We start from the raw sequence: 21,911 nt of genomic DNA, 5'->3' as shown, positions 1-21,911 counted from the left end.
TTACACCTTGGCGACCAGCGGCCGCCCCAGCAGCCCCTGCGGGCGGAAAATCAGGATCACCACCAGCAGCGCGAAGGAGAACACATCCTTGTAATCCGAATTCACCAGCCCGGCGAATTGCGCCTCGGAAATCCCCAACAGCAACCCGCCGAGCATCGCGCCCGGCAGCGAGCCGATGCCGCCCAGCACGGCGGCGGTAAACGCCTTGATGCCGATGATAAAGCCTGCGTAGAAATCAAAGGTGCCGTAGTTCAGCGTGATCAGCACCCCGGCCAGCCCGGCCATCGACGCCCCAATCACAAACACCAGCGAGATCACGCGGTCGGTGTTGATGCCGAGGATTGACGCCATTTTGCGATCCTGCTGGGTGGCACGGCAGATGCGCCCGAGCCGGGTGCACTGGATAATCCAGGTCAATATCCCCATCCCGGCCAGGGACGCCGCCAGGATAAACACTTTGGTGTAGGTCAATTGCACGATGCCGTCACCGAGTTGCAGGCGGATGGCCCCGCTCAGCAGCGTCGGGATGCCCTGCTGGTTCGGCCCCTGGCTGAGCTGGGCGTAGTTTTGCAGGATTAATGACATGCCGATGGCGGAAATCAGCGGCGCGAGGCGGGTGGAGTTGCGCAGCGGCCGGTAGGCAATGCGTTCAATCACCCAGCCATACACGCCGGTGACCGCCAGCGTAAACACCAGTGTGCCGAGCATCAGCAGCGGGAAAGAGTGCAGCCCGAACGAGGAGAGCAGCGCCAGCGCAATGGCGCACAGGTAGGCGGAGATCATATACACCTCGCCGTGGGCGAAGTTAATCATGCCGATAATGCCGTACACCATCGTGTAGCCGATGGCGATCAGCCCATAGACTGCGCCCAGGGTCAGGCCATTCAGCAGCTGTTGCACAAAGATAGCGTCATTCATAGGGAGATTTCCGCGGTTCAGCCAGGCCGCCGGGGCCTGAAAGGCATATGCAGAGGCCCGCCAACCGCGCGGGCCGGGTGGTCAGCATGCAGGATCAGAGCGGGTGGTAGTGGCCCTTGTCATCCCACTGGTACACCACGTAATCCGACACTTTCAGGTCGCCTTTGCTGTCCCAGGATTTTTTGCCCATCACCGTATCGACGCTGTTTTCCTTCAGCCATTCGCTGGCTTTTTCGCTGTCAGTGCTGCCCACCGCTTTGAACGCGGCGGCAATCGCCTGCACCGAGGCGTAGGAATAGAGGGTGTACCCTTCCGGCTCAAAGCCCCCGGCGCGGAATTTCTCAATCACCGCCTTGCCTTCCGGGAGGGTGCGCGGGTCATTGCCGAAGGTCATCAGCACGCCGTTGGTGTATTGCGGGCCACCGGCCGCCGTGACCATCTCTTCCGTGACCACGCAGTCACCGGAGAAGAATTTCGCCTCCACGCCCTGTTCACGCATCTGGCGTACCAGCGGCCCGGCTTCCGGGTGGCAGCCGCCGAAATAGACCACATCCGGTTTCAGCGCGCCGATTTTGGTGACCAGCGCGTTGAAATCTTTCTCCCCGCGTGACAGCCCCTCATACAGCACGGCGTTGGTGCCGTGTGCTTTCAGCGCCGCCCGGGTGGCGTCCGCCAGCCCCTGGCCGTAAGTGTCTTTGTCATGGATAACGACGACTTTGGACGCTTTCAGTTTGTCGAACATATAGTTGGCGGCGACGGCGCCTTGCTGGTCGTCCCGGCCGCACATGCGGAACATGCCGTCCATGCCGCGCTCGGTGATCTGTGGGTTGGTGGAGCCGGGGGTAATGCTGATGATACCGGCCTCGTCATACACTTCAGAGGCGGGCATGGTGGAAGAGGAGCAGAAATGGCCGACCACTGCCGCCACATGGGATTGGTCTACCAGCCGGTTAGCCACCGCCACGGCCTGTTTCGGTTCGCAGGCGTCATCCCCCTGCACCAGCGTGATTTTCTCGCCGTTGATGCCCCCGGCGGCGTTGATGTCCGCCGCAGCCTGCGACGCCCCTTTCCAGTATTGCGCGCCGTAGGTGGCGTTCGGCCCGGAGAATGGCCCGGCCACGCCAATCACAATATCCGCCTGGGCGGTGAAAGCCGCCATGCAACAACCTGAGAGCACAGCCATCAGAGGAAGCTTAATCAGTGTCCTGGACATGGTTGAATTCCTTAGCACTAAAGAGTGAAACGCCTGACTGCGGCGCGGGAGAGTTCAATTGTCAGTTATCACAGCATGACCGCGCGATCCGTGTTGATAGCGCAACGGTGAGTAAGCAAGAACCCCGCCATCTCGCCGTGCTGCCTGAAAATAGTGAGTGGCGGAATGAAGGCGGGGTTATCCCGGCATTGGCCGGGCAGGGACGATCGTCCTGGGGGCAGTAGAGGAAGCGTGATCGCATCCGTCGCGATCCTGCCTGAGTATGAAGCTTCTCAAAGCTAGCCGAGCAGGTGGAAATTTTGCACTAACAAAAAACAAAATCGTGAAGCGGGTTAAGAAATCGCCTTGTTTTGGTGCGTTTTTGTTCACTCACGCACTTTTTCTTCACGCTGTACCGGCAGACGTGTCCTGGTTCAGGTGTGCTGTGTCGCCCGGCAGAAGAAATACCCCCTGCCTGAGGGCATGACGAATGTAAATAAATTTTTCAGTGACGCTGTGCACTATTCTGAAAAAATTACGGGTGTTATTTCTGCAGGTGACTCTTTTAAAAGCCTTTTTCAGTTGCCCCTAAAAAGAAAAGCGCATTTTTGGTTATTAGGATTAAGCTTAAAACCCCTGAAAATAGCCTTTTTGCCTGTCGGACCCGGCATCCTGTACTACAGTTAATTCCTGTGTAGGCAAGATATTCATCTGGTTTTATGAGATAGGCAAAATTTAAATGCTTATTTAAAAGATATGTAAAGCTGAATTGATTATATATCCCCGGTAAAGACCGGGAAATAAAACCAGGCAATATGGCCGGTAGTAAAAGAAAGGGAGTTAATGATGACCAGGAAACCAACACATGCGAAAGAGGAAGCTTCCCAGGAAAGCCGCGAGGTTCAGGAAGCGTTAATTCCCCTTGCGCAAGAACAGGTTGATGTTTCCAAGGAAAAGGTCATCAAAGGCCGTGTAACCGTGACGCGAAAAACGGTACTTCATGAGCAGCCCATTGATGAGCTGCTTCATAAAGAACACGTTGAAGTGCAGCGTATTCCCAAGGGAGAGAGGGTAGACGTTATTCCCGCCATCCGCGAGGAGAATGGGGTCACGATTATTCCGGTGGTTGAAGAGGAGATTGAGGTCATACGTCGCCTGGTTCTCAAGGAGGAGCTTCATATTAAGAAGGTCACTACACAACAGCCGTTTCAGGACAGCGTTACGCTTCGCAGTCAGGAAGTGTCAATTGAGCGGCAGGAAGAGGACAAGAAGTAATTATCTCTTCCTATGAATTCATTATCGCTAACGCACAAGACCAATACTCGCTAACGCAAAAGAGGAAAATATCATGGCACACGAAAAAATCGTTACCTTATTTGATACGACTCAACAAGCCGAGGCAGCGCGTAAAAATCTTATTAAAGCCGGGTTCCCTGATAATGACATCAGCCTGATCACCGGTGAACACCTTAAACATGAAGGGAAAGCCATCCGTCACCCAAGCATCTGGCAGCGCCTGTTCGGTGACACCGTAGAGGATGATTACGCAGAAGTGTATACCCGTGCGATGGATACAGGCGGCGTAATCCTGACCTTGCGTGCTGATGAAGATGACACAGCCCGCGCTATGGCCATCCTTGACCGTCACCAGGCAGTGGATGTGCCGTCCCGCACCGGCGGCGCGGGTGCACTGGGCACCGGTGCTGCGCTGGGGGCTGCTGGCACCACAGGGACTGCCGGCACCACGGACAACCGTGACGCTATCCATACCTCCCTGACGGGGGATGAGTCAGAAGAAGAGATCCTGCGTCTTGCCGAAGAGAACCTGGAAGTCGGTAAGCGCCTGGTGAAAGAGGGGTCAACCCGCGTTCGCCGTTACGTCACCACGGAAGATGTGAAAGCTGAAGTGGCTCTGCATGAGCAACATGCGGACATTTTCCGCCGCGCCGTCGATGAGCCGGCCTACCTGAATGATATCGACTGGTCTGAAAAAGTCGTCGAGGTAACAGAAACCCATGAGCAACCGGTTGTCAATAAAACGGCCAAAATCGTTGAGGAAGTGGTGGTTCGCAAAGACGAAAGCAGCCGAGTCGAAACCATTAACGACACCGTACGACGTCAGAACGTAGAGGTTGAGCACGTTGATGCTGACCGCGACCTGGCAGCCGGCGGCGTTACCGGCACCACCGGTGTAACCGGCTCTACAACGGGGACGGCCGGCACCACGACGGGTGCAGCAGGTACCGCTGGTGTGACCGGCAGCACCACCGGTGCAGCCAAGCCGACCAGCACCACCAGCCCGCTGGGTAATAAAGACCCACTGCTGAATAAAGATCCCCTGGGAAGCAAAAAGCCGCTGGAAAATAATGACCCGCTGGCCAGCCGTGACCCGGTAAGCGATATCACCAAAGGTGCAACGTCCGGGACCACTACCCCAGGCGGTGTCATCAACAACCCGAAAAAATAAGGGTAGTGATATCCACCAATAAGCCTTTCTGTGTCTAAGAATGCGCTTCACGAAAAAGCCACCCGTCGGGGTGGCTTTTTTGTTGCTGAAAAATAGGCGGAACAAGATGGCCTTTATCCGAAAACATCGCTTTCCGCCGCTTTTTACCCTGTCAAAAATTCAGCAACCTTTCAGTGGCATTGATTATTGGTATCACAGTATCGCTGCGCGGACGATCGTGCAGGCTTATACATAAGGTAATAAATTAGCCCGGAAAGTTTTATTTCATGGAAACGTTATCACATCTGACGGTTATTTCATTTGCAGAACAGTAAATGAGCCGGTTTCCCGCGTCTTTGCCGGTGTTTCACCGTGAAAGCCCTTGCGTGTACCTGTGTCAGCCTTATCTTTTTCGCCTTGTGTGCAGATGAAATTGCAGGGCGGCAACCTGATTTTGCCTGTTAATTGCACAAAACCGGTGAAATTTCACTTCATAACCGGTTAAAGCTATTGAAGGGTTAGCTGCTGGTGGCCTGCCCTCCACAAGGGGGTTTTATTAGCATCGTGAAAGTAAATCCGGGCAGGCTCTGAATATAAAAAGGTAAAATAGGAGTGTTCTTGTAGACAAATTACTTGCCAGGGTAAGTTTAATTTCGTTAATTTAGCTCCGTCATCAACGGCCTTCCTCTCGATTTCTTAACCAGGGCAAAGGGTAGAGAGACTTATTAACGGCGCGCTTATTTAACGCCGCACTCTCCCGCACCAAAAGAAATAGATGAACAGCGTCTTTATATAAGACCGATCCCGATGCCGGTGATAATTACCGGCATGATGTCAGGAATGGCTTTACGTTCAGAAGCGGCATAAGCGCAGGCAGGGATGCGCGGTGCCTGTGATTATCCTTTACTGATTACCCACTATAACAGTGTGAATTAAACATCTATTTCTTGGCGAGGAACTCTTATGGATCTGCACACAGCTGCGTCAGCCGACATCTCTCTTTCTGACTCCTACCAGGCTGAGAGTCATTATACGCTCTCCCCTCAGGTCGTGACGCCGGTATTTATCGGCTGCTTTGCCCACAAAGAGGCAAATAGCGGCATGACCCTGACCCGCGTGACCGATTTACAAGATTTCTCGCGCCAGTTTTTAGGTGGCAACAGCAATGACCTGCTTCAGGCAGACATCCGTGACCTGCCGGTGATGGTCTCCGTGAAAGGGTATGAGCAGAGCATTAACTTCATCCTGAACCCGTACAGCCTGTTTATCCAGCAGGCGATCATGAACTGGCAGGACAGCAGCCTGAGCCTGAACTACAGCGAAGATGAGCTGCTGGGCATGGCTGCCGAGGCAGATGCCGCACTGCCGGCTAATGCGGGCTTTATGGCCGAAATGCTGGAGCAGGTGAGCAATGCCTGTCTGACCAGCTACTACGCCGTGCGCCACTATTTCGAAAATGGCGGCACCCCGTGTTACCTGCTCTCTGTGGGCAACCCGGAGCAGGTGGATATTCATGCCGTGACGGAGATGATTGCCTATCAGCCGGAAATCGACCTGACCTGTTCGCTGCTGGACGCGGCTTACGTTCCGGCGTTGCAGGCGGCATTGCCGGTGCAGGCACCGTTGTTCGAAGTGAACCAGACCCAGCACGGCCAGGCGACCCACGCGCAAAGCAAAGATGAGATCTGCCTGTTTGACCCGCGTGATGAGCGCAGCGTAGCACTGTTTATGCTGACCGACGGTGAAAATGACCCGGTGCCGCTGACCCTGGCAGAACTGCGCGCCCAGCAACCGGCGCTGGCCGAGCAGGTACGCAGCCGCCTGAGCGCCGTGTCACTCCCGGTATTGTTGCCGCTGGCCGCTGCGCAAATCGGCAGTTACTGCCAGCTGGCCAATGCCCAGGGCAGCCGCGCCGGGCTGGTCATGAAAGAGATGCCGCTCTCCGGCATCCGCGCCCTGTTTGACCAGCACGGCCTGCCACTGACCATCGCCACCCCTGCTGACGATCTGACTCGCCTGATGGCCGCCGTCCAGCCGCAGGCATCACTCAGCCATTGCGCGGCCTGAGCCTGAACACCGCCCGACAATAGCCATAGTGTTGTTATTGGCATCCGCCCGCCGCCGGGCTTTATTCCCGCGGCGGGCTTTTTATTTTCAACTATCCGACTATTACGTAACCAATTCGTAACAAAAAACTTGAGAACTTAAAACAGAGAGCAGAGAATACCGCGCGTTGTCTTTTCCCGTGGGGGATTTCCCCAGGATAAGGCGGGTTATCAGGCCGGATAACCACTATTTTTCCGGCAACCAGAATGATCTCTCCCGTTATCTCTTCGGTAACGACCAGATAAAGGGCGGTGCGGCCTGCGCGTTACGTTACCGGCACCCCCTGTTGCACGCCCTCGCGCGCCCTGAATGGGCGACAGGCCGCACGGGAGACCTTCAGCGCCCCACTGCCGGGCGCTGGGATGCAGGCACGTTTCCCCGATACACAGCGAAATATCGCCGCGACGTTCCCCTCATTTTTCTGGTTGCCGCCCGGCGACAGCAGTAAAAAGCAGCATAAATTCTGCACAGACACCCACTTAAGCCGCCATTTTGCTGAATACCGGCTAATGTTTTAAGCAGGGCAACGGAATAACGGCACCCAGACTGCCGTCATCGACGCCCGCTGCCGGGAGACTTTTGGTCAACCGGTTTCGTGGTTTCTGTTGCGGTTTGCGCTGATTCCAGCTTGTCGCCGGCAACGAACCGGGCACCTGCCTTGACGCCCCCTGGGGAATCAAGGACAGGCGCGGGGAGGAACGGCCGGAGGGTTCCGGCCGTTTGCAAGAGTTATCTAACAGGTAACTCGATGATACAAAGACACTTTTAAGGTTAATATTATGCAAAGTAAAGCTTCGCTATCACGTACCCTCGTGATACTTACGGCTTTGTTCGCCGCGTTGAGCGGATTGTACTTTTTGATAGGTGGGATATGGCTGGCCACGATTGGTGGCTCTCTTTATTACATTGTTGCCGGTGTGGTTATGCTGGCAATGGCCTGGCTGCTCTATCGCCGTAAGGCCTCAGCCCTGATGCTGTATGCCGTGTTCCTGCTCGGCACACTCATCTGGTCGATCTGGGAAGTCGGTACTGACTTCTGGGCACTGACGCCGCGCCTTGACGTGGTGTTCTTCTTCGGCGTGTGGCTGGTGCTGCCGGTCATCTACCGCTACCTGACGGCCAAAAACGGCACGGCCCGCGGTGCATTAAGCGCCGTGCTGGTTGTCACCGTGCTGGCACTGGCCTGGTCGGTATTTAACGACCCGCAGGAGATCAACGGTACGCTGGACACCGCAAACCAACCGGCCCCGGCTGCTGAGCAAAACAGCTCCGGTATCCCGGCAGGTGACTGGCCGGCGTATGGCCGTACCCAGGGCGGTACCCGTTACTCCCCGCTGAAACAGATCAACGACAAAAACGTCGGTGAGCTGGAAGAAGCCTGGACGTTCCGTACCGGCGACATGAAAGGCCCTAACGACCCAGGTGAAATCACAGACGAAGTGACGCCGATCAAAATCCGCGACACGCTCTACCTGTGTACGCCGCACCAGAAGCTGATTGCCCTGGATGCTGCGTCCGGTAAGCTGAAATGGCAGTTTGATCCGCAGCTGAAAACCAACCCGACCTTCCAGCACGTGACCTGCCGTGGTGTGTCTTACCACGAGGCCCCGGCGGCTGCCCAGACGGCAACCGCAAGCGCTGCACCGGCCCTGTGTGCCCGCCGCATTCTGCTGCCGGTGAACGACGGCCGCCTGTTCGCGCTGGATGCCCAGACCGGTGATCGTTGCCCGGAATTCGGTAACAACGGCGAGCTGAACCTGCAAGCCAACATGCCGTACGCGACCCCAGGTGCTTACGAGCCGACCTCTCCGCCGGTAGTGACCGACCATGTGATCGTGATGGCCGGGGCAGTGACCGACAACTACTCCACCAAACTGCCGTCTGGTGTGATCCGCGGCTTTGACGTGAACAGCGGCAAACTGCTGTGGGCCTTCGATACCGGCGCGGCCGATCCGAATGTCATCCCGGAAGGTGAGCAGCACTATACGCCGAACTCCCCGAACTCCTGGGCACCGGCAGCCTACGATGAGAAACTGGATCTGGTCTACCTGCCGATTGGCGTCGCGACCCCGGACATCTGGGGCGGCAACCGTTCCAAAGAGATGGAGCGTTTTGCAAGCGGTATGCTGGCGCTGAACGCCTCGACCGGTAAACTGGCCTGGTTCTACCAGACTGTGCACCATGACCTGTGGGACATGGACGTGCCGGCTCAGCCAACCCTGGCTGACATCACCAAAGATGGGCAGACCGTTCCGGCCATCTACGTGCCGACCAAAACCGGTAACATCTTTGTGCTGGACCGCCGTAACGGCAAACCTGTCGTCCCGGCTCCGGAAAAACCGGTTCCGCAGGGCGCAGCAGAAGGTGACTGGACGTCCCCGACCCAGCCGTTCTCTGACCTGACTTTCCGTCCGTCCAAAGACCTGAGCGGGAAAGACATGTGGGGTGCCACGATGTATGACCAGCTGGTCTGCCGCGTGATCTTCCACCGTCTGCGTTATGAAGGCATCTTCACCCCGCCGTCTGAGCAGGGCACCCTGGTATTCCCAGGTAACCTGGGCATGTTCGAGTGGGGCGGTATCTCCGTGGATACTGACCGTCAGGTGGCGATTGCCAACCCGATGGCGCTGCCGTTCGTTTCCCGCCTGATCCCGCGTGGCCCGAACAACCCGTCTGAGCCGCCGGAAGGCGCAGGCGGCACCGGGTCTGAAGTTGGTATTCAGCCGCAGTACGGCGTGCCGTTCGGCGTGACCCTGAACCCGTTCCTTTCTCCGTTTGGCCTGCCGTGCAAACAACCGGCCTGGGGTTACATCTCCGCGGTGGATCTGAAAACCCATCAGATCGTCTGGAAGAAACGTGTGGGTACCGTCTATGACAACACCCCGCTGCCGCTGCCGTTCAAAATGGGTATGCCGATGCTGGGCGGCCCGGTTTCTACCGCCGGTAACGTCTTCTTCATGGCCGCGACCGCAGATAACTTCCTGCGTGCGTTCAACATGAGCACCGGTGAAAAACTGTGGCAGGCACGCCTGCCGGCCGGTGGCCAGGCCACCCCGATGACGTATGAAGTCAATGGCAAGCAATACGTAGTGATTGCTGCCGGTGGCCACGGTTCGTTCGGCACCAAGCTGGGCGACTACGTTGTCGCTTACGCCCTGCCGGACAACAAATAACCGATCCTTGTATCAGCCAAAAGCCCCGCATTGCGGGGCTTTTTTTATGCCTCTGCTTTTGCACTGACACCACGGAGGCGGGAGTAACCCCCTAAGGAAATGGCATAGAGAGTAGTGGCAGAGTGCGGAATCACTTCACCGGAGAATCGCTATGCCGCGTCGTCCCGCATTTATACGGCATTGGCAGGAACTGGAAGGGCAAGATGATGGGCACTATCCCGGCAGTGAGGAATGGCCCGGGATTGGCGCGCCGTCAGGGCGGGCACTGGGATTAACGCGGCTGGGCATCCACCATGAGCGGCTATTGCCGGGGCGGCGTACCTCTTATCCTCATGCTGAACGGCATAAAGAGGAATTTGCGTATCCCCCGCCGCAGGTTTTTGGCCCGCATCCAGGGAAACCAGACAAGCGCTGACCTGAAACTCAGCACATAAAAAAGCCGCTTAACGCGGCTTTTTTATTGGCAGAAAAACAGTTAGCAGGCTGGTGTTCTGCCGCAGAGGAGAGCGAACCCGCTCTGACTCTGAAAGCGTTCAAAATGCGAACACAGGTTGCAAGTCCCGCGTGAAGTTTACAAGATAATTGCGTGAGTGTCATGCGGACAATTACGCCAATTTTCAAAAAGCTGGGTGTGTTTTTACAGAAAAAGTAACGCATATCAAGGTATATGCTGATTTCTTAAAAGCAGGCTAAAAAGCATTTCTTCTTGTAGCACGTCGTTGTTATCTTCTCGCCGGGCCTGTTCCACTGGTTTAGCAGCCGGGCACCGTGCTCAGGGAGCAGTGTTGTCCACCTCCGCGACGCAGGCTGCAAGTCCTGCTTGTTTCGGCATCGGTTTCACGGTGGGCCAATGGCGACGCGCGGTCTTTGCGGAGATCGCAGCATGAAAAAATGCATTATCATTCCGATAATGCTTTTTCTTGCCCTGGTAACGCAACAGCCTGAGGGGGAGGGAGGGAACATCTACTCCGCCATGACCACTCAGCGTGTTGTTAATCAGAACAGGTAAAGCTTAAGAAACCGCCGCCTGTATGGGGCGGTTTTTTTTAGCGTCTGGCGGGCGAAAGCACATGGAAGGGCGAGTCATCCAGGCCAACGACATACGCCAGGCGGCGGCTGACAGATAACCCAGCGTTACATCCTTATATGAGTTCCATCATACATTATTCTTAACATGATCTGCCCGGCAATCCGGAAAAACCAATAATGTGTCCTGGATTGTTTTGAAGCGTAATAGCCCAATTACCAACGCCGTGCTTTTACCAGTGTTCCAGCCATCTGGCGATTGCTGCGCGGGCATAGTGAATATCAGGATAAGGGCCTGCCGGATTAAATTGATTTGTCTGCGGATCACCATAAGTTCTGAAAAGATCATCAGTATCGGCAAAAGAAACGGGGCGTAGTAACCTCATTTGTGAGCTTAATACCATTGTATTTTCCCGAGGTATAAGTATGCCTGTATTTATACTTTGGATTCCGGCAGGAAGTAAAATTTTGCCCGCCTGTATAGTTATAACAACATCCTGCAATCACTTCGCAACGTGATTATTTCCGCCTGTGAGAATGGCCTTTTCAGAATACCCTGTGATGGATTGCATGATAGGGTGGTGGGCTTACATCACGTATTTAAGAGGACGGTATGGGACGATTTACTGATAAACGCATATTAATTACCGGCGGCTCCAGCGGCATGGGGTTAGCAGGCGCATTGCGGATTATTCAGGAGGGCGGAAAGGTGGCCCTGACCGGGTTAAATGCGGATCGTCTGGCGGAGGCAAAAGCGCGGCTGCCGGCGGATTGTTTGATCTTATCTAATGACGCAGCTGATGAACACGCCGCAACGGCACTGGCAGAGGCCGTAAAAGGGTGGGGTCAGCTTGACGGCCTGTGGCTCAATGCCGGTTATGCAGAGGTTGGCACGCCTGAAACAGTCACGGCAGACGCTTTTAACGCCATGATGAATGCGAATGTGCGGGGGCCGATGTTGCAACTGGCCGCGTTGTCACCACTGCTTAATCCCGGCGCTGCGGTATTAGTTACAGCATCCTCTTCAGTTTACGAGGGAGCACCCGCGACCAGCCTGTACGCCGCGACCAAAGGCGCAGTAGTGGCGATGGTGCGCAGCTGGGCGTCGGCATTGGCAGAGCGTAATATCCGGGCGAATGTGCTGGTGCCGGGGCCTATAGAGACAAACTTCCGTGACTTTATGCCGGAAGCGGCACGCAGCCAGTTTGAGGAATTCGTGGTCAGCCAGGTGCCGCTGAAACGGGCAGGGCGCGCCGAGGAAGCCGCCGCCGTGGCGTTGTTCCTGTTGTCAGAGGATGCCTCATACGTTACCGGCAGCCAGTATGCGGTGGACGGCGGGTTGGTGCGTCAGTAAGGCAGTGTGTTCCGAAAGCCGGGGGCTTTACACGTGCGAGGGCAGACATGGCCCTGATACAATCCAGGGGCACCTTCAGCGTAGCCGGTGCGGCATGTCCGCGTTGGCTGTTCTTTAAAGCCATGGTTTAAAACACTTCTTTAAAAAACCTGTGTTTTAAAATGTCTTTAAACAGGCTATTGCCCAAACAGCCCCAGGCCTTTACGGCGGATAATCGTGAGCATCCGCAGCGCGGCAACGTCAGGTTCTTTGCTGTCATGTTGCCAGTGTGCAGTGCCTTCAGTGCGTGAAGGGGTGATGAAAACCGGTTCGCGACGGCTGTGTGCTTTTTTGCTTTCCCGTGTTTGAGCTTCCGGTCTGCCTGCTATTGCGGCTTCAGGCACGGTGACTGATTCGTGGCCTGCCTGCGCCCGTTCATCGCGTCTTTTCCATCTGTTCATCATGCTGACTCCGTCATCTGTTCTTCTGCTTTCTTTAAATAGTTCCAACCAAGGTAATTTTCAATCGTTTCTGTTTTTTGACAGCCGCGATGTTTTATCCCCCGGCCTCAATAGCCGCTGAGGGCAGGGGATGACATCAGGAGGTGATTAACGGACGGCCATCACTCTCCAGCGGCAGGCAGGAAGGGTTCGCCCAGGGTCAACATCAGCCGGTTGGCCCACGCAAAGAACGCGGTGGCCTGCACCAGATCGAGCAGTTCCAGCGTATCCAGACCCTGGTCGCGCAACGCCTGGATCTGTTGCCGGCCCGCCACCGGCGGCGTGGCAGAAAGGGCTGCGGCGAAAGTTATCTCCGCCTGCCAGCGCGGCGACTGGCCCCGGCTCAGGCTCTGGCCGGGTGCCACGTCCAGAAGTTGCTGAACCGCCTCCGGCTGCTTCGAGAGTTGCCCGGCCTTGCGCGCATGCACTGAGGCACAATAAATGCAGCCATTGACCTTGCTGGCGACGGTGGCGGCCAGTTCCCGCTCCGCACGCGGCAGCCCGCCGGTGGTATAGAAAATCCCTTTGTCGGTCAGCGTCCGCTGCTCCAGCACCGGCAGGTTGCGGGCGAGCAGGCGGAAGTAGTCGGAGTCCGTATGGCCGAAGCGCGCCAGCGTTGCCTGTTCATCTTCATTGAACTGGGCCAGCGGTTTGGCCGCGATCCAGGGTGTCCAGCCCAGTGCCTGCTGGGTAAAGGCGACCGGGGCCGCTTTGCCGCTGTGGGTCAGCGGCTGGGTGTGCCACTGGCCGGCCGTCGCCACTTGCCCTTGTGATTCACCCTGGCCGTTCAGCAGGCGTAAACCCTCTAACAGACGGCTCTGAAAGCTGACAAACGCCACCAGTTGTGACAACGTCACAATGCCTGCCGGTGTCCAGCCAGCCTGTTGCAATGCCTCCAGATGTGCCGGGGCGGCTGAAACCGGCTGGAAGGTAAGCCGCTCCGCCTGTTCAAGCGCCGTACCGAGGCATTCGCCGGATGGGAGGCTTTTGCTCTGCTGCGCATAATGGTCAGCCAGCGCCGGGGCCTGATGCCAGGTTGCCACCTGGGCGGCTATCACCAGGCGTTCATTCAGAGGGAAATCAGCGGAGCCTTCCCCAAACAGTGCCTGATAACTGCCCTGGGTTGCATGGGTCGCGGCATCCCGCTGTTGGCGCGCCGCCGCCAGGGCGGAGTCAGGGGCGATACCGGCCAGATCATTGAGTAAGTCATAAGGTTGTGTCATGCGGTTATCTCTTTGGCAGAAGTCAGGGAAGAGGGCGACCAGCCCAGGGCCGGGCCAACGTCAGCAGCAAGTAAATCAATCGAACGCAGAATCTCCGCATGGGGCGGGTCAATCGAGTGCACCTGGAAAGAGATGTCCGTGACCCGTTGCAGGCTGCTGTCTTGCAGCAACGAGGCGCACACCGCCTCCGGCGTGCCGAGGTGCACATCAAAGGCGGCGATGTAATCATCCAGCGTGTCGCCGGGGAGCACGTGGCCCAGCGCCCGGTGGTGCGCCGCCTGCGCCTGTAACCCCGGTTGGGCCAGTGCGCGGGCATGGCGGGTGCTTTCGGTCACAAAAGCAGTGCGGGAAGCCAGAATGCGCGGTGCGGTGCCGGGCGGCAGCGCGGCGAGATAGGCATCAATGATCGGGTTCTGGATGGCGTCCAGCGGCAGCCTGGGTTGCCCGGCCGGGCGCGGCTGGGTGCGCGACAGCATCAGGCCGTGCCCGTCGCGGCCCGCCTGCGCGGCGCCTTCCGCTGAAAAGGTAGCGATCCAGACCCGCGAGGCCAGTTGCGGTGCAGGCGGGTAGAGCCGGTTATCCGGGTGGCCGAGCGTCTCGCCGCGCCAGGCACGCAGCAGCGTGTTCAGGTGGTTGGTAAAGGCTTCCCGCCGCTGGTCGCTGGTCAGGCCAAACGGCAGGAACGAGGTAGGGGTACCGCCGGAACCCAGGCCAATCTCCAGCCGTCCGGCCGCCAGTAGATCAAGCACGGCGGCATCTTCCGCCACCCTCAGCGGGTTTTCCATCGGCAAGGTAATAATGGCGGTGCCAAGCCGGATGCGGCTGGTCTGGGCGGCTACAGAGGCGAGGAAAACCAGTGGCGCGGGCAGGCCACCCTCATGTTCATGAAAATGGTGCTGGGCAATCCAGGCGGTATCAAACCCCGCCCGTTCCGCCCGTTGGATCTGCTCAGTCGCCAGCCGGTAGCGTGCCTGGGGCGAGGTTTTATCCAGCAGGCGGGTAAAAAAACCTAACCGTTTATGGCTCATACATACTCCTTAGGGGGAATGCCCAATGCGGGAATGGCATCAATCAGTTCCTGGGTGTAGCTGCTGGAGGGGTGGCTGAACAGCGCTGCCACCGGCCCCTGATCCACCACCTGACCGGCACGCAATACCGTGACGGAGTGCGCGATGCGCCGCACGGTGGCGAGATCGTGTGAAATAAACAGGTACGTCAGCCCCAGTTGCTGCTGGAGTTGCTGAAGCAAGCTGAGGATTTGCGCCTGCACGGTGACATCCAGGGCGGAGGTGGCCTCATCCAGCACCAGAATGGCGGGCCGCAACACCAGCGCCCGCGCAATCGCCACCCGCTGGCGCTGGCCGCCGGATAACGCCCGCGGCTTACGGGCCAGCACCTCAGGCGGCAGCGCCACGCGCGTGGCCACCTCTTCCACCCGCGCCCGGCGTTCGCTTTTGCTCAGCGGCGCAAAGTTCAGCAACGGTTCCTCAATAATCTGGTACAGGCTCTGCGAGGGATCGAGTGAGGCGAAAGGATTCTGGTAAACCAGCTGGATCTTCTGCCTCAACTGCCGCTGCGCCTCCCCGGACAAGCCGGTGGTGTCAATGCCGTCCAGCACTACGCGTCCGCTGTCAGCCGTCTGGAAACCCAGCAGAATACGCGCCAGCGTACTTTTACCGGAACCGGACTCACCCACCAGGGCGTGGGTGGTGCCGCGCGGCACGCTGAAGGAGACATCCCGCAGGGCCTGTAAGGGTTGCGACCCGCGCGGGCCGAGTGAGAAGGCTTTGCTGATCCCTTCTGCCACCAGCGCCGGGGCGGCGAGGGGAGCAGGGCGCGCCGCTACCGGCGGGGCGAGCGCGGAGAGATCCGCAAACAACTGGCGGGTGTAACTGCTGCTGGGGGCGGCAATCACCCTGGCGGTCGGGCCGTGCTCCTGCACCTCGCCGTGGCGGAACACCAGTAACCGGTCGGCGCGCTGGGCCGCCAGCGCCAGATCGTGCGTTACAAACAGTACGGCGGTATCGGACTCGCGGCGCAGGTCGTCAATCAGGTCGAGGATGCGTTTCTGGACGGTGACATCCAGCGCGCTGGTCGGCTCATCGGCGATGATCAGCGCCGGTTGCAGGGCAATCGCCATGGCGATGAGTACCCGCTGTTTCATGCCGCCGGATAACTGGTGCGGATACTGCTGCGCGCGTTGTTCAGGATGGCTTAAGCCCACGCGGGTCAGCAGGGCGATCACCCGCGCATCCCGCGCTTTCCGGCTTAGCCGCTGGTGCAGCGTCAGCACTTCGGCCACCTGGCTGCCAATGGTTTTAATCGGGTTAAGCGAGCTGCCGGGGTCTTGAGGGATCAGGCTGATACGGGCGCCGCGCAGGCTGTCGAGCCGCCGCTGCGACCAGCGGCTGATCTCCACGCCGTTAAACAGGATGCGCCCGGCGTCGCGCTCGCCGTTTTCAGCCAGCAGGCCGATGATCGCCTGCGCGGTGGTGGTTTTACCGGAGCCGGACTCCCCCACCAGCGCCAGCATTTCCCCGGCTTCCAGCGTAAAGGAGACATTATTGACCACCCGCTGCCGGTGGTGGCCGTTGCGGTAGCTCAGCGTCAGATTCTCTAACGCCAGTAAAGGAACAGGGTGAGCGCTCATCGGCGGCCTCCGGAGAATTGGCGGCTGATGCGGTTGGCGGCCAGCACCACGGCCACCACCACCAGCCCGGGGAAGGTGGTCAGCCACCAGGCGGTTGAGATGTAGTTACGCCCTTCGGCAATCAGCAGCCCCCATTCAGGCGTGGGCGGAGGGGTGCCGTAGCCCAGAAAGCTCAGGGTAGAGAGCGCGAGGATCGCACTGCCGAACTGCAACGCCGAGAAGGCGATCACCGACGTCAGGGAATTGGGCAGAATATGCCGCCACAGCACGCGCCAGAAGGTGCCGCCGCTGCCATAGGCCGCCTCCACATAGTCGCTGTGGCGTATGCGCACCACTTCTGCCCGCGCCAGCCGGGCAAAGTTGGCAATGGAGGTGATACCCACCGCCATGGCCGCATTGACCGTGCCGAAGCCCAGTAAAATAATCACGCTCAGCGAGAGCAGCAAACCGGGGATCGACAGCAGCACATCGATCATCCGCATCAGCACGCCCACGGTTTTGCCGCCCACCGCCCCGGCGACTACGCCCACCAGGGTGCCGGCCACCAGCCCGAGTGCCACTGCCGCCAGCGCCCCGGCGAGTGAGTGCGCGGCGCCGTAGACGATGCGCGCATAGAGATCGCGCCCCAGCTGGTCCGTGCCGAGCCAGTGCCCGGCCTGCGGGGCGAGCCGCTGCGCCCCGGCAACGCCCTCGGTGCCGCTGTAGCCGGTAAACAACGCCGGGGCAAGGGCCGCCAGGATCACGGTCAGCATCACCAGCCAGGCCAGCAGCGCGCCGGGTTGCAGCCTGCGGCGCGGGCGGCGTACCGGCGTGGCGGCACGTTCACCGTCGGCGGATTCACTCCCGGCGGCGGAGACAGAGTAGTCGACGAGGCTCATAAGGCGGCTCCTGGGTAAACGTGCAGACGCGGATCAATAAGCGGGGTGAGCAGGTCAACGATCAGGTTAATCGCGACAAACCCCACGGCCGAGATCATCACAATCGCCTGTAATACCGCGACGTCCTGATTGTTTACCGCCTGTTGGGTTAACTGGCCGAGGCCGCTCAGGCCGAACACGGTTTCCGTGATCAGCGCCCCGGCGATCAGTTCCCCCAGCAGCAGGCCCGCCACCGTCAGCGCCGGCAGCAGCGCATTCAGGGCCACATGCCGCCAGAGCACCCCGCTGTAGCGCGCCCCTTTGGCGCGGGCAACGGCGACAAACGGCTGGGTCTGTACGTCGTCAATCGACCGGATCAGGATTTGCGCCAGCGGCGCGGAGATCGGCAGCGCCAGCGTGATGATGGGCAGAATCAGCCCTTCCCACCGGCCGGGGTTGATGATTGGGATCCAGCGCAGCTGAAACGAGAAGATCTGAATCAGCGCGATGCCGAGCCAGAAAGTGGGCACAGAGATAAACAGCGAGGGCAGCGCCTGCAACGCATTTTTCAGCCAGCGCCCGCCCACCAGGTTAGAGACAAACGCCAGCAGTGCGGCCAGCAGCACCGCCAGCGCAAAGCCGGGCAGGGCCAGGCGCAGGGTATCGGGGAAGTTATCAGCAATCAGCTCACTGACCGGCACCCCGGCCTGCACCGAATAGCCTGAATCCCCGTGCAGCATCGCCCACATCGTATGCAAATATTGCTGCCACAGCGGGCTGTCTGCGCCATAGGCCAGCCGCATCTGTGCAATCTGCGCCGGGCTGAGGCCAAGGTCAGGGTTCTGGAATTTAATCAGGATGGCGTCGCCGGGCAGCACCTGCAACAGCACAAAGGAGACGGTAAACGCCGCCCACAGTACCAGCAGGGCCTGTCCGGCGCGCAGCATCAGATAGCGGCTCATCGCCTTACCTCGCGCGTAATGGGGGATTAATGTTTTTCGAGCCAGGCCGCATAGAAACTCGGCCGCCCGACCGCTTCAAACGTCAGCCCTTTCAGCCAGGGCGCCCCGGCAAACACCTGCGGCTCCTCAAAGATCGGGATCACATAGGCGTTATCCAGCAGGTAACGCTGTGCGTCCCCCGCCAGCTGGAGCCGTTTCTGCGGATCCACTTCGGCCGAAATACCTTCCAGCAGCGCATTGAGCCGGTCATCGCGGAAGTTTTTCACCTTGTCGCTGGAACCGCCTTTCTGTAACAGGGCATCACGGTTGGCCGGGTAGAACATGCTTTTAATCACATCCGGATCGGCGCGGCCGACTTCCGATACCGTCAGCGGCGTTTTTGCCGGGTCGAGGCTGTCCAGGGTTTTGCTGCCGGCATCACCGGCCCGCACCGTCAAACTGACGCCGATTTGCTTCCACTGCTGGGCCACCAGTTGCAGCACCTCTTTGTTCTGGGGTTGCGGCAGGGATTCATACACCGTCAGCGCCAGCCGTTGTCCCGCCTTCTGGCGGATGCCGTCACTGCCCGGCAGCCAGCCCGCCTCATCCAGCAGCCGTTTTGACAGCGCCGGGTCATAGGTGAGTTTGTCCGCGAGGTTAACGTAACCGGCGGCGGAGCGGGCAATCACGGAGGTGGCCTGCGGGTAGTTGGCGGAGAAGAGGGTATCGACCACCTGTTTCGCATCGGTGGCGTGCAGCAACGCCTGCCGGACTTTCAGGTCAGCCACCCGGGCGTCGTCCGGGCGCAGGCTGATGCTGTCATTCACGCCCCGCGTTGGCGCGGCATACACCGGGAAGTGTTGTTCGGTGGCCTGTTTTTCGTCATAGGCCTGCACCTGGCGGATGACGTCCGCCTGCCCGGCCAGCAGCGCGCCGATGCGCACGCTGTCTTCCGGCGTCACGATGATGTGGATGCCGTCCAGGTTGGCCGGCCCCTGTTGCGGCGAATTTTTCGGCCCCCAGCGATAATCCTTACGGGCGACCAGATTGACCTCCCGCCCCAGTTTTTCGTCACTGACCACAAACGGCCCGGAGCCGATGATGTGGCGCGCACTGCCCAGCGCATCAAAATTACGCGCCAGCGTGCTCAGGGAGACCAGGCCGGAGCCGATAGTGGCGGTGCCCTGGAGGAAGCCCGGCGACGGTTTTTTGAAGAAGAATTTCACTGTCAGCGGGTTAATCACTTCGCTGTGGTCGTAGTTATTGATCACTTCTGACACCGGCAGGCGGTTCTGTTTGTTGCCCAGCCCGTAGATATCAAAGTTTTTGGCGACAGCGTTGGCATCCAGCGGCGTCCCGTCTGAGAAGGTCACGCCGGGGCGCAGCGTAAAGGTGTATTCGGTTTTGTCGGCGTTGGTGGCCCAGCTTTCGGCAATCCACGGCTCAATCGCCAGCGTCTCCGGGTTCTGCCAGGTCAGTTTGTCAGTGATTTGGTTAAGAATGCCGCCGTTCGGGTAAAAGCCCCCGGCCGGTGGGTAGAGGGTGGTATGCGCCTGTTGTTCAAGGTAAATCAGCGTACCGCCTTTGACCGGCGTATCCGCGGCATAACTGGCGCCCATCCCGGATAACAGGGCGAATGCGGTGCTTAATGCCAGCGTGCGCTGAATAGCATGAAGCCGGAAGGAGGTAAGCATAGTGAATTCCTTTTTTATCATGAACCCTGATGGGCGGTTTCATCATCCAGCCTGATGCCGGGCAGGGTGAACCAAGGAATTCAGCTAAGTAATACTGGAAATGGTATTTGGCAGGGCCGGGGCGGATGAGTGGGCTGGTCAGCTGGCCTGCGCGGTGGTTTGCCCAACGCCCGGGCAGGCGATATCAGCAATAAAAAAGGCGGCGTGAAGACAATAAAAAAATCGCCTATACGCCGCGCCTGTGATGGGCCGCCAGATGGCTGTTTTTAGTTACAACAAACAATATTTTTAAATCTGGAGCCTGTGGCTGACTACTGCGTATCGTTAAAGGCAGGGCAGAAAAACAAAAATCAGGTCTCCCTGCCAGGCGATAGGACGTTTTTGCCGGGCAGGGTATAGGCCGTCAACGCTGCGGGTGGCCTGCCCAGACAGCGGGACGGCGGGTGTGCCATGGGAATGCGCGCTCCAGCTGGCCCGCCAGTCTGAGCAGCCTGTGCTCGCCGTTAAACCCGGCAAAAAATTGCATCCCGATTGGCAGGTTGTGGGCCGGATCACTCCCCAGCGGGACGGACATGGCCGGGGTGCCGCATACGTTCGCTAAAGCGGTAAAAGGCGACTGGGTAAACACATGATGCATCCAGCCGCGGCCGTCCATTTTCTCCTGCTCAAGGTTATAGTGCCCTGATACCGTGGGAAGCGCAGGTAGGGTCGGGGTCAACAGCATGTCGTATTGCTGGAAAAAGCGGCCCATCTTTTGCGTGACGGTGTTGCGCATATGCATTGCGCCGAGGAGGTCGGCGGCAGTGAGCTGGTGGCCGAGCGCCCAGAGCGCCAAATTAGAAGGTTCCAGTGTCTCTGCGTTCGCCGGCCGTTGCATCACTGCCGCCAGCACATCGATCCAGGTGGCGGTATTCGCGGCCCAGAAGCGGGTATTCATCTCGACGAACGCCTCCCAGCTTATGCCGATATCAAGGGTTACCTCCTCAACCCGATGACCCAGCCCGATAAGCCGCTCAACGGTTTCCCCTAACACCTTTGTTACTTCAGGCGAACTCTGACGTTGATTCAGCGGGTGCGCCATGACGGCGATGTTAAGCGGGGCAGGCTCTTCAGCAACGCAGGCGATCAGGCGTTGGGGCAGGGGGGCGATGGTGAAGGGGTCGCCGGCCACATTGCCCTGTACGGCATCCAGCAGCGCAGCGCTGTCCCGGACGGTGCGGCTCACAAAGCCGTGTACCGCCAGACCAGACCAGACTTCATCCACGTCCGCCCCCATGCTGATACGCCCGCGGCTCGGTTTCAGCCCAAAAAGGCCGTTGGCTGAAGCGGGCACACGGATCGAACCGCCGCCGTCAGTGGCATGGGCAGCCGGTACCATGCCTGATGCCACGGCCGCCGCCGAGCCACCGCTTGAGCCTCCGGCGCTGAAATCCTGGTTCCACGGGTTACGCGTCCCGCCATTAAAACGCGGTTCCGTGGTGGTGCTCGCCGCCAGCTCAGGTGTCGTGGTTCGCCCAAGCAACACCATGCCCGCAGCCCGCATTTTTGCCGTGAGATGGGTATCGTGCGGCGACACATAACCCGCCGCCAGCCGGCTGCCCAGCTCGTTCCGGCGGCCCTTAACGGCGATGCCCAAATCCTTCACCAGCATCGGGATGCCCACCAGGTCGCCTCCGGCGTGATGCTGTTCATAGTCCCAGCTTTCAATGACGGCGTTGATCTCACCGTTAACGGCATCGATCGCCGCCAGTGCTGCCTGCTTCACCTCAGCGGCGCTGACCTCTCCCTTGGCAATAAGCCCGGCCAGGCCAACTGCATCGTATGACGTATATTCTGAAAGCTTCATGATGAT

15 protein-coding genes and 2 pseudogenes are annotated in these 21,911 nt (G+C 58.8%); 6 read left to right on the top strand and 11 right to left on the bottom strand.

Features of this window, described 5'->3' with window-relative positions; translation table 11 throughout:
- Together JK232_RS06240 and JK232_RS06235 are read right to left on the bottom strand one after the other, a co-directional pair.
- Positions 1-918: an ABC transporter permease subunit gene (locus JK232_RS06240; RefSeq protein ID WP_072927943.1), complete on the bottom strand. Its 918-nt coding sequence runs from the start codon at positions 916-918 to the stop codon at positions 1-3.
- Positions 919-1,012: 94 nt separating this feature from the next.
- The gene (locus tag JK232_RS06235; protein WP_101828057.1) at positions 1,013-2,131 is read right to left on the bottom strand and encodes a branched-chain amino acid ABC transporter substrate-binding protein; all 1,119 of its coding nucleotides are present in this window, start codon (positions 2,129-2,131) and stop codon (positions 1,013-1,015) included.
- 792 nt (positions 2,132-2,923) lie between these two features.
- Here JK232_RS06235 and JK232_RS23005 point away from each other — a divergent pair.
- The 5 genes and pseudogenes from JK232_RS23005 to JK232_RS22820 all read left to right on the top strand — a co-directional run.
- Complete coding sequence (locus JK232_RS23005; RefSeq protein WP_277621917.1) at positions 2,924-3,385, top strand: YsnF/AvaK domain-containing protein; 462 nt, start codon at positions 2,924-2,926, stop codon at positions 3,383-3,385.
- 73 nt (positions 3,386-3,458) lie between these two features.
- Positions 3,459-4,577 carry a YsnF/AvaK domain-containing protein gene (locus JK232_RS06225; protein ID WP_212588947.1) on the top strand — a complete coding sequence of 373 codons (1,119 nt, stop codon included), beginning with the start codon at positions 3,459-3,461 and terminating at the stop codon, positions 4,575-4,577.
- Positions 4,578-5,519: 942 nt separating this feature from the next.
- The gene (locus JK232_RS06220) at positions 5,520-6,623 is read left to right on the top strand and encodes a hypothetical protein (RefSeq protein ID WP_072927953.1); all 1,104 of its coding nucleotides are present in this window, start codon (positions 5,520-5,522) and stop codon (positions 6,621-6,623) included.
- 818 nt (positions 6,624-7,441) lie between these two features.
- Positions 7,442-9,835, top strand: a complete 2,394-nt coding sequence (locus tag JK232_RS06215) for a glucose/quinate/shikimate family membrane-bound PQQ-dependent dehydrogenase (protein WP_072927954.1) — start codon at positions 7,442-7,444, stop codon at positions 9,833-9,835.
- Between the two features lie 151 nt (positions 9,836-9,986).
- Positions 9,987-10,199, top strand: a pseudogene (locus JK232_RS22820) (cupin domain-containing protein); the annotation flags it as partial.
- 811 nt (positions 10,200-11,010) lie between these two features.
- On the opposite strand, the pseudogene JK232_RS06210 reads toward JK232_RS22820, so the two are convergent.
- Positions 11,011-11,265 (bottom strand): annotated as a pseudogene (locus tag JK232_RS06210) (GNAT family N-acetyltransferase); the annotation flags it as partial.
- A gap of 209 nt (positions 11,266-11,474) precedes the next feature.
- Here JK232_RS06210 and JK232_RS06205 point away from each other — a divergent pair.
- A complete protein-coding gene (locus JK232_RS06205; RefSeq protein ID WP_212588945.1) occupies positions 11,475-12,215 on the top strand; it encodes an SDR family oxidoreductase in 741 nt (246 codons plus the stop codon).
- 176 nt (positions 12,216-12,391) lie between these two features.
- Here the strand turns inward: JK232_RS06205 and JK232_RS06200 are convergent, their stop codons facing one another.
- The 8 genes from JK232_RS06200 to JK232_RS06165 form a co-directional block, all read right to left on the bottom strand.
- Positions 12,392-12,703 (bottom strand): hypothetical protein, encoded by a 312-nt coding sequence (locus JK232_RS06200; protein ID WP_146000862.1) that lies wholly within the window; start codon positions 12,701-12,703, stop codon positions 12,392-12,394.
- A gap of 113 nt (positions 12,704-12,816) precedes the next feature.
- On the bottom strand, positions 12,817-13,917 hold the full coding sequence (locus JK232_RS06195) for an alkylhydroperoxidase domain protein (RefSeq protein ID WP_212588944.1): 1,101 nt from the start codon (positions 13,915-13,917) through the stop codon (positions 12,817-12,819).
- Positions 13,914-14,945 carry a putative FMN-dependent luciferase-like monooxygenase gene (locus JK232_RS06190; RefSeq protein ID WP_212588943.1) on the bottom strand — a complete coding sequence of 344 codons (1,032 nt, stop codon included), beginning with the start codon at positions 14,943-14,945 and terminating at the stop codon, positions 13,914-13,916. Before JK232_RS06190 ends, JK232_RS06195 begins: the two co-directional genes overlap by 4 nt.
- Positions 14,942-16,567 (bottom strand): dipeptide ABC transporter ATP-binding protein, encoded by a 1,626-nt coding sequence (locus tag JK232_RS06185; protein ID WP_101854658.1) that lies wholly within the window; start codon positions 16,565-16,567, stop codon positions 14,942-14,944. Before JK232_RS06185 ends, JK232_RS06190 begins: the two co-directional genes overlap by 4 nt.
- On the bottom strand, positions 16,564-17,445 hold the full coding sequence (locus tag JK232_RS06180; RefSeq protein ID WP_212588942.1) for an ABC transporter permease: 882 nt from the start codon (positions 17,443-17,445) through the stop codon (positions 16,564-16,566). Before JK232_RS06180 ends, JK232_RS06185 begins: the two co-directional genes overlap by 4 nt.
- On the bottom strand, positions 17,442-18,386 hold the full coding sequence (locus JK232_RS06175) for an ABC transporter permease (RefSeq protein WP_101858102.1): 945 nt from the start codon (positions 18,384-18,386) through the stop codon (positions 17,442-17,444). Before JK232_RS06175 ends, JK232_RS06180 begins: the two co-directional genes overlap by 4 nt.
- 26 nt (positions 18,387-18,412) lie before the next feature.
- Entirely contained in the window at positions 18,413-20,059 is a 1,647-nt protein-coding gene (locus JK232_RS06170) for a TIGR04028 family ABC transporter substrate-binding protein (protein WP_212588941.1), read from the bottom strand.
- Between the two features lie 403 nt (positions 20,060-20,462).
- Positions 20,463-21,905, bottom strand: coding sequence for an amidase (locus JK232_RS06165; protein WP_212588940.1), 1,443 nt, complete (start codon positions 21,903-21,905; stop codon positions 20,463-20,465).
- Between the last annotated feature and the right edge of the window lie 6 nt (positions 21,906-21,911).

It is taken from the genome of Nissabacter archeti, assembly GCF_018257325.1.
Classification (GTDB): domain Bacteria; phylum Pseudomonadota; class Gammaproteobacteria; order Enterobacterales; family Enterobacteriaceae; genus Chimaeribacter; species Chimaeribacter arupi.
This window is presented reverse-complemented; position numbering and strand designations above follow the sequence as displayed.

Coding starts and splice junctions, on each gene's coding strand:
- JK232_RS06240 (WP_072927943.1), bottom strand. CDS start 918: ATGAATGACGCTATCTTTGTGCAACAGCTGCTGAATGGCCTGACCCTG.
- JK232_RS06235 (WP_101828057.1), bottom strand. CDS start 2,131: ATGTCCAGGACACTGATTAAGCTTCCTCTGATGGCTGTGCTCTCAGGT.
- JK232_RS06225 (WP_212588947.1), top strand. CDS start 3,459: ATGGCACACGAAAAAATCGTTACCTTATTTGATACGACTCAACAAGCC.
- JK232_RS06220 (WP_072927953.1), top strand. CDS start 5,520: ATGGATCTGCACACAGCTGCGTCAGCCGACATCTCTCTTTCTGACTCC.
- JK232_RS06215 (WP_072927954.1), top strand. CDS start 7,442: ATGCAAAGTAAAGCTTCGCTATCACGTACCCTCGTGATACTTACGGCT.
- JK232_RS06205 (WP_212588945.1), top strand. CDS start 11,475: ATGGGACGATTTACTGATAAACGCATATTAATTACCGGCGGCTCCAGC.
- JK232_RS06195 (WP_212588944.1), bottom strand. CDS start 13,917: ATGACACAACCTTATGACTTACTCAATGATCTGGCCGGTATCGCCCCT.
- JK232_RS06190 (WP_212588943.1), bottom strand. CDS start 14,945: ATGAGCCATAAACGGTTAGGTTTTTTTACCCGCCTGCTGGATAAAACC.
- JK232_RS06185 (WP_101854658.1), bottom strand. CDS start 16,567: ATGAGCGCTCACCCTGTTCCTTTACTGGCGTTAGAGAATCTGACGCTG.
- JK232_RS06180 (WP_212588942.1), bottom strand. CDS start 17,445: ATGAGCCTCGTCGACTACTCTGTCTCCGCCGCCGGGAGTGAATCCGCC.
- JK232_RS06175 (WP_101858102.1), bottom strand. CDS start 18,386: ATGAGCCGCTATCTGATGCTGCGCGCCGGACAGGCCCTGCTGGTACTG.
- JK232_RS06170 (WP_212588941.1), bottom strand. CDS start 20,059: ATGCTTACCTCCTTCCGGCTTCATGCTATTCAGCGCACGCTGGCATTA.
- JK232_RS06165 (WP_212588940.1), bottom strand. CDS start 21,905: ATGAAGCTTTCAGAATATACGTCATACGATGCAGTTGGCCTGGCCGGG.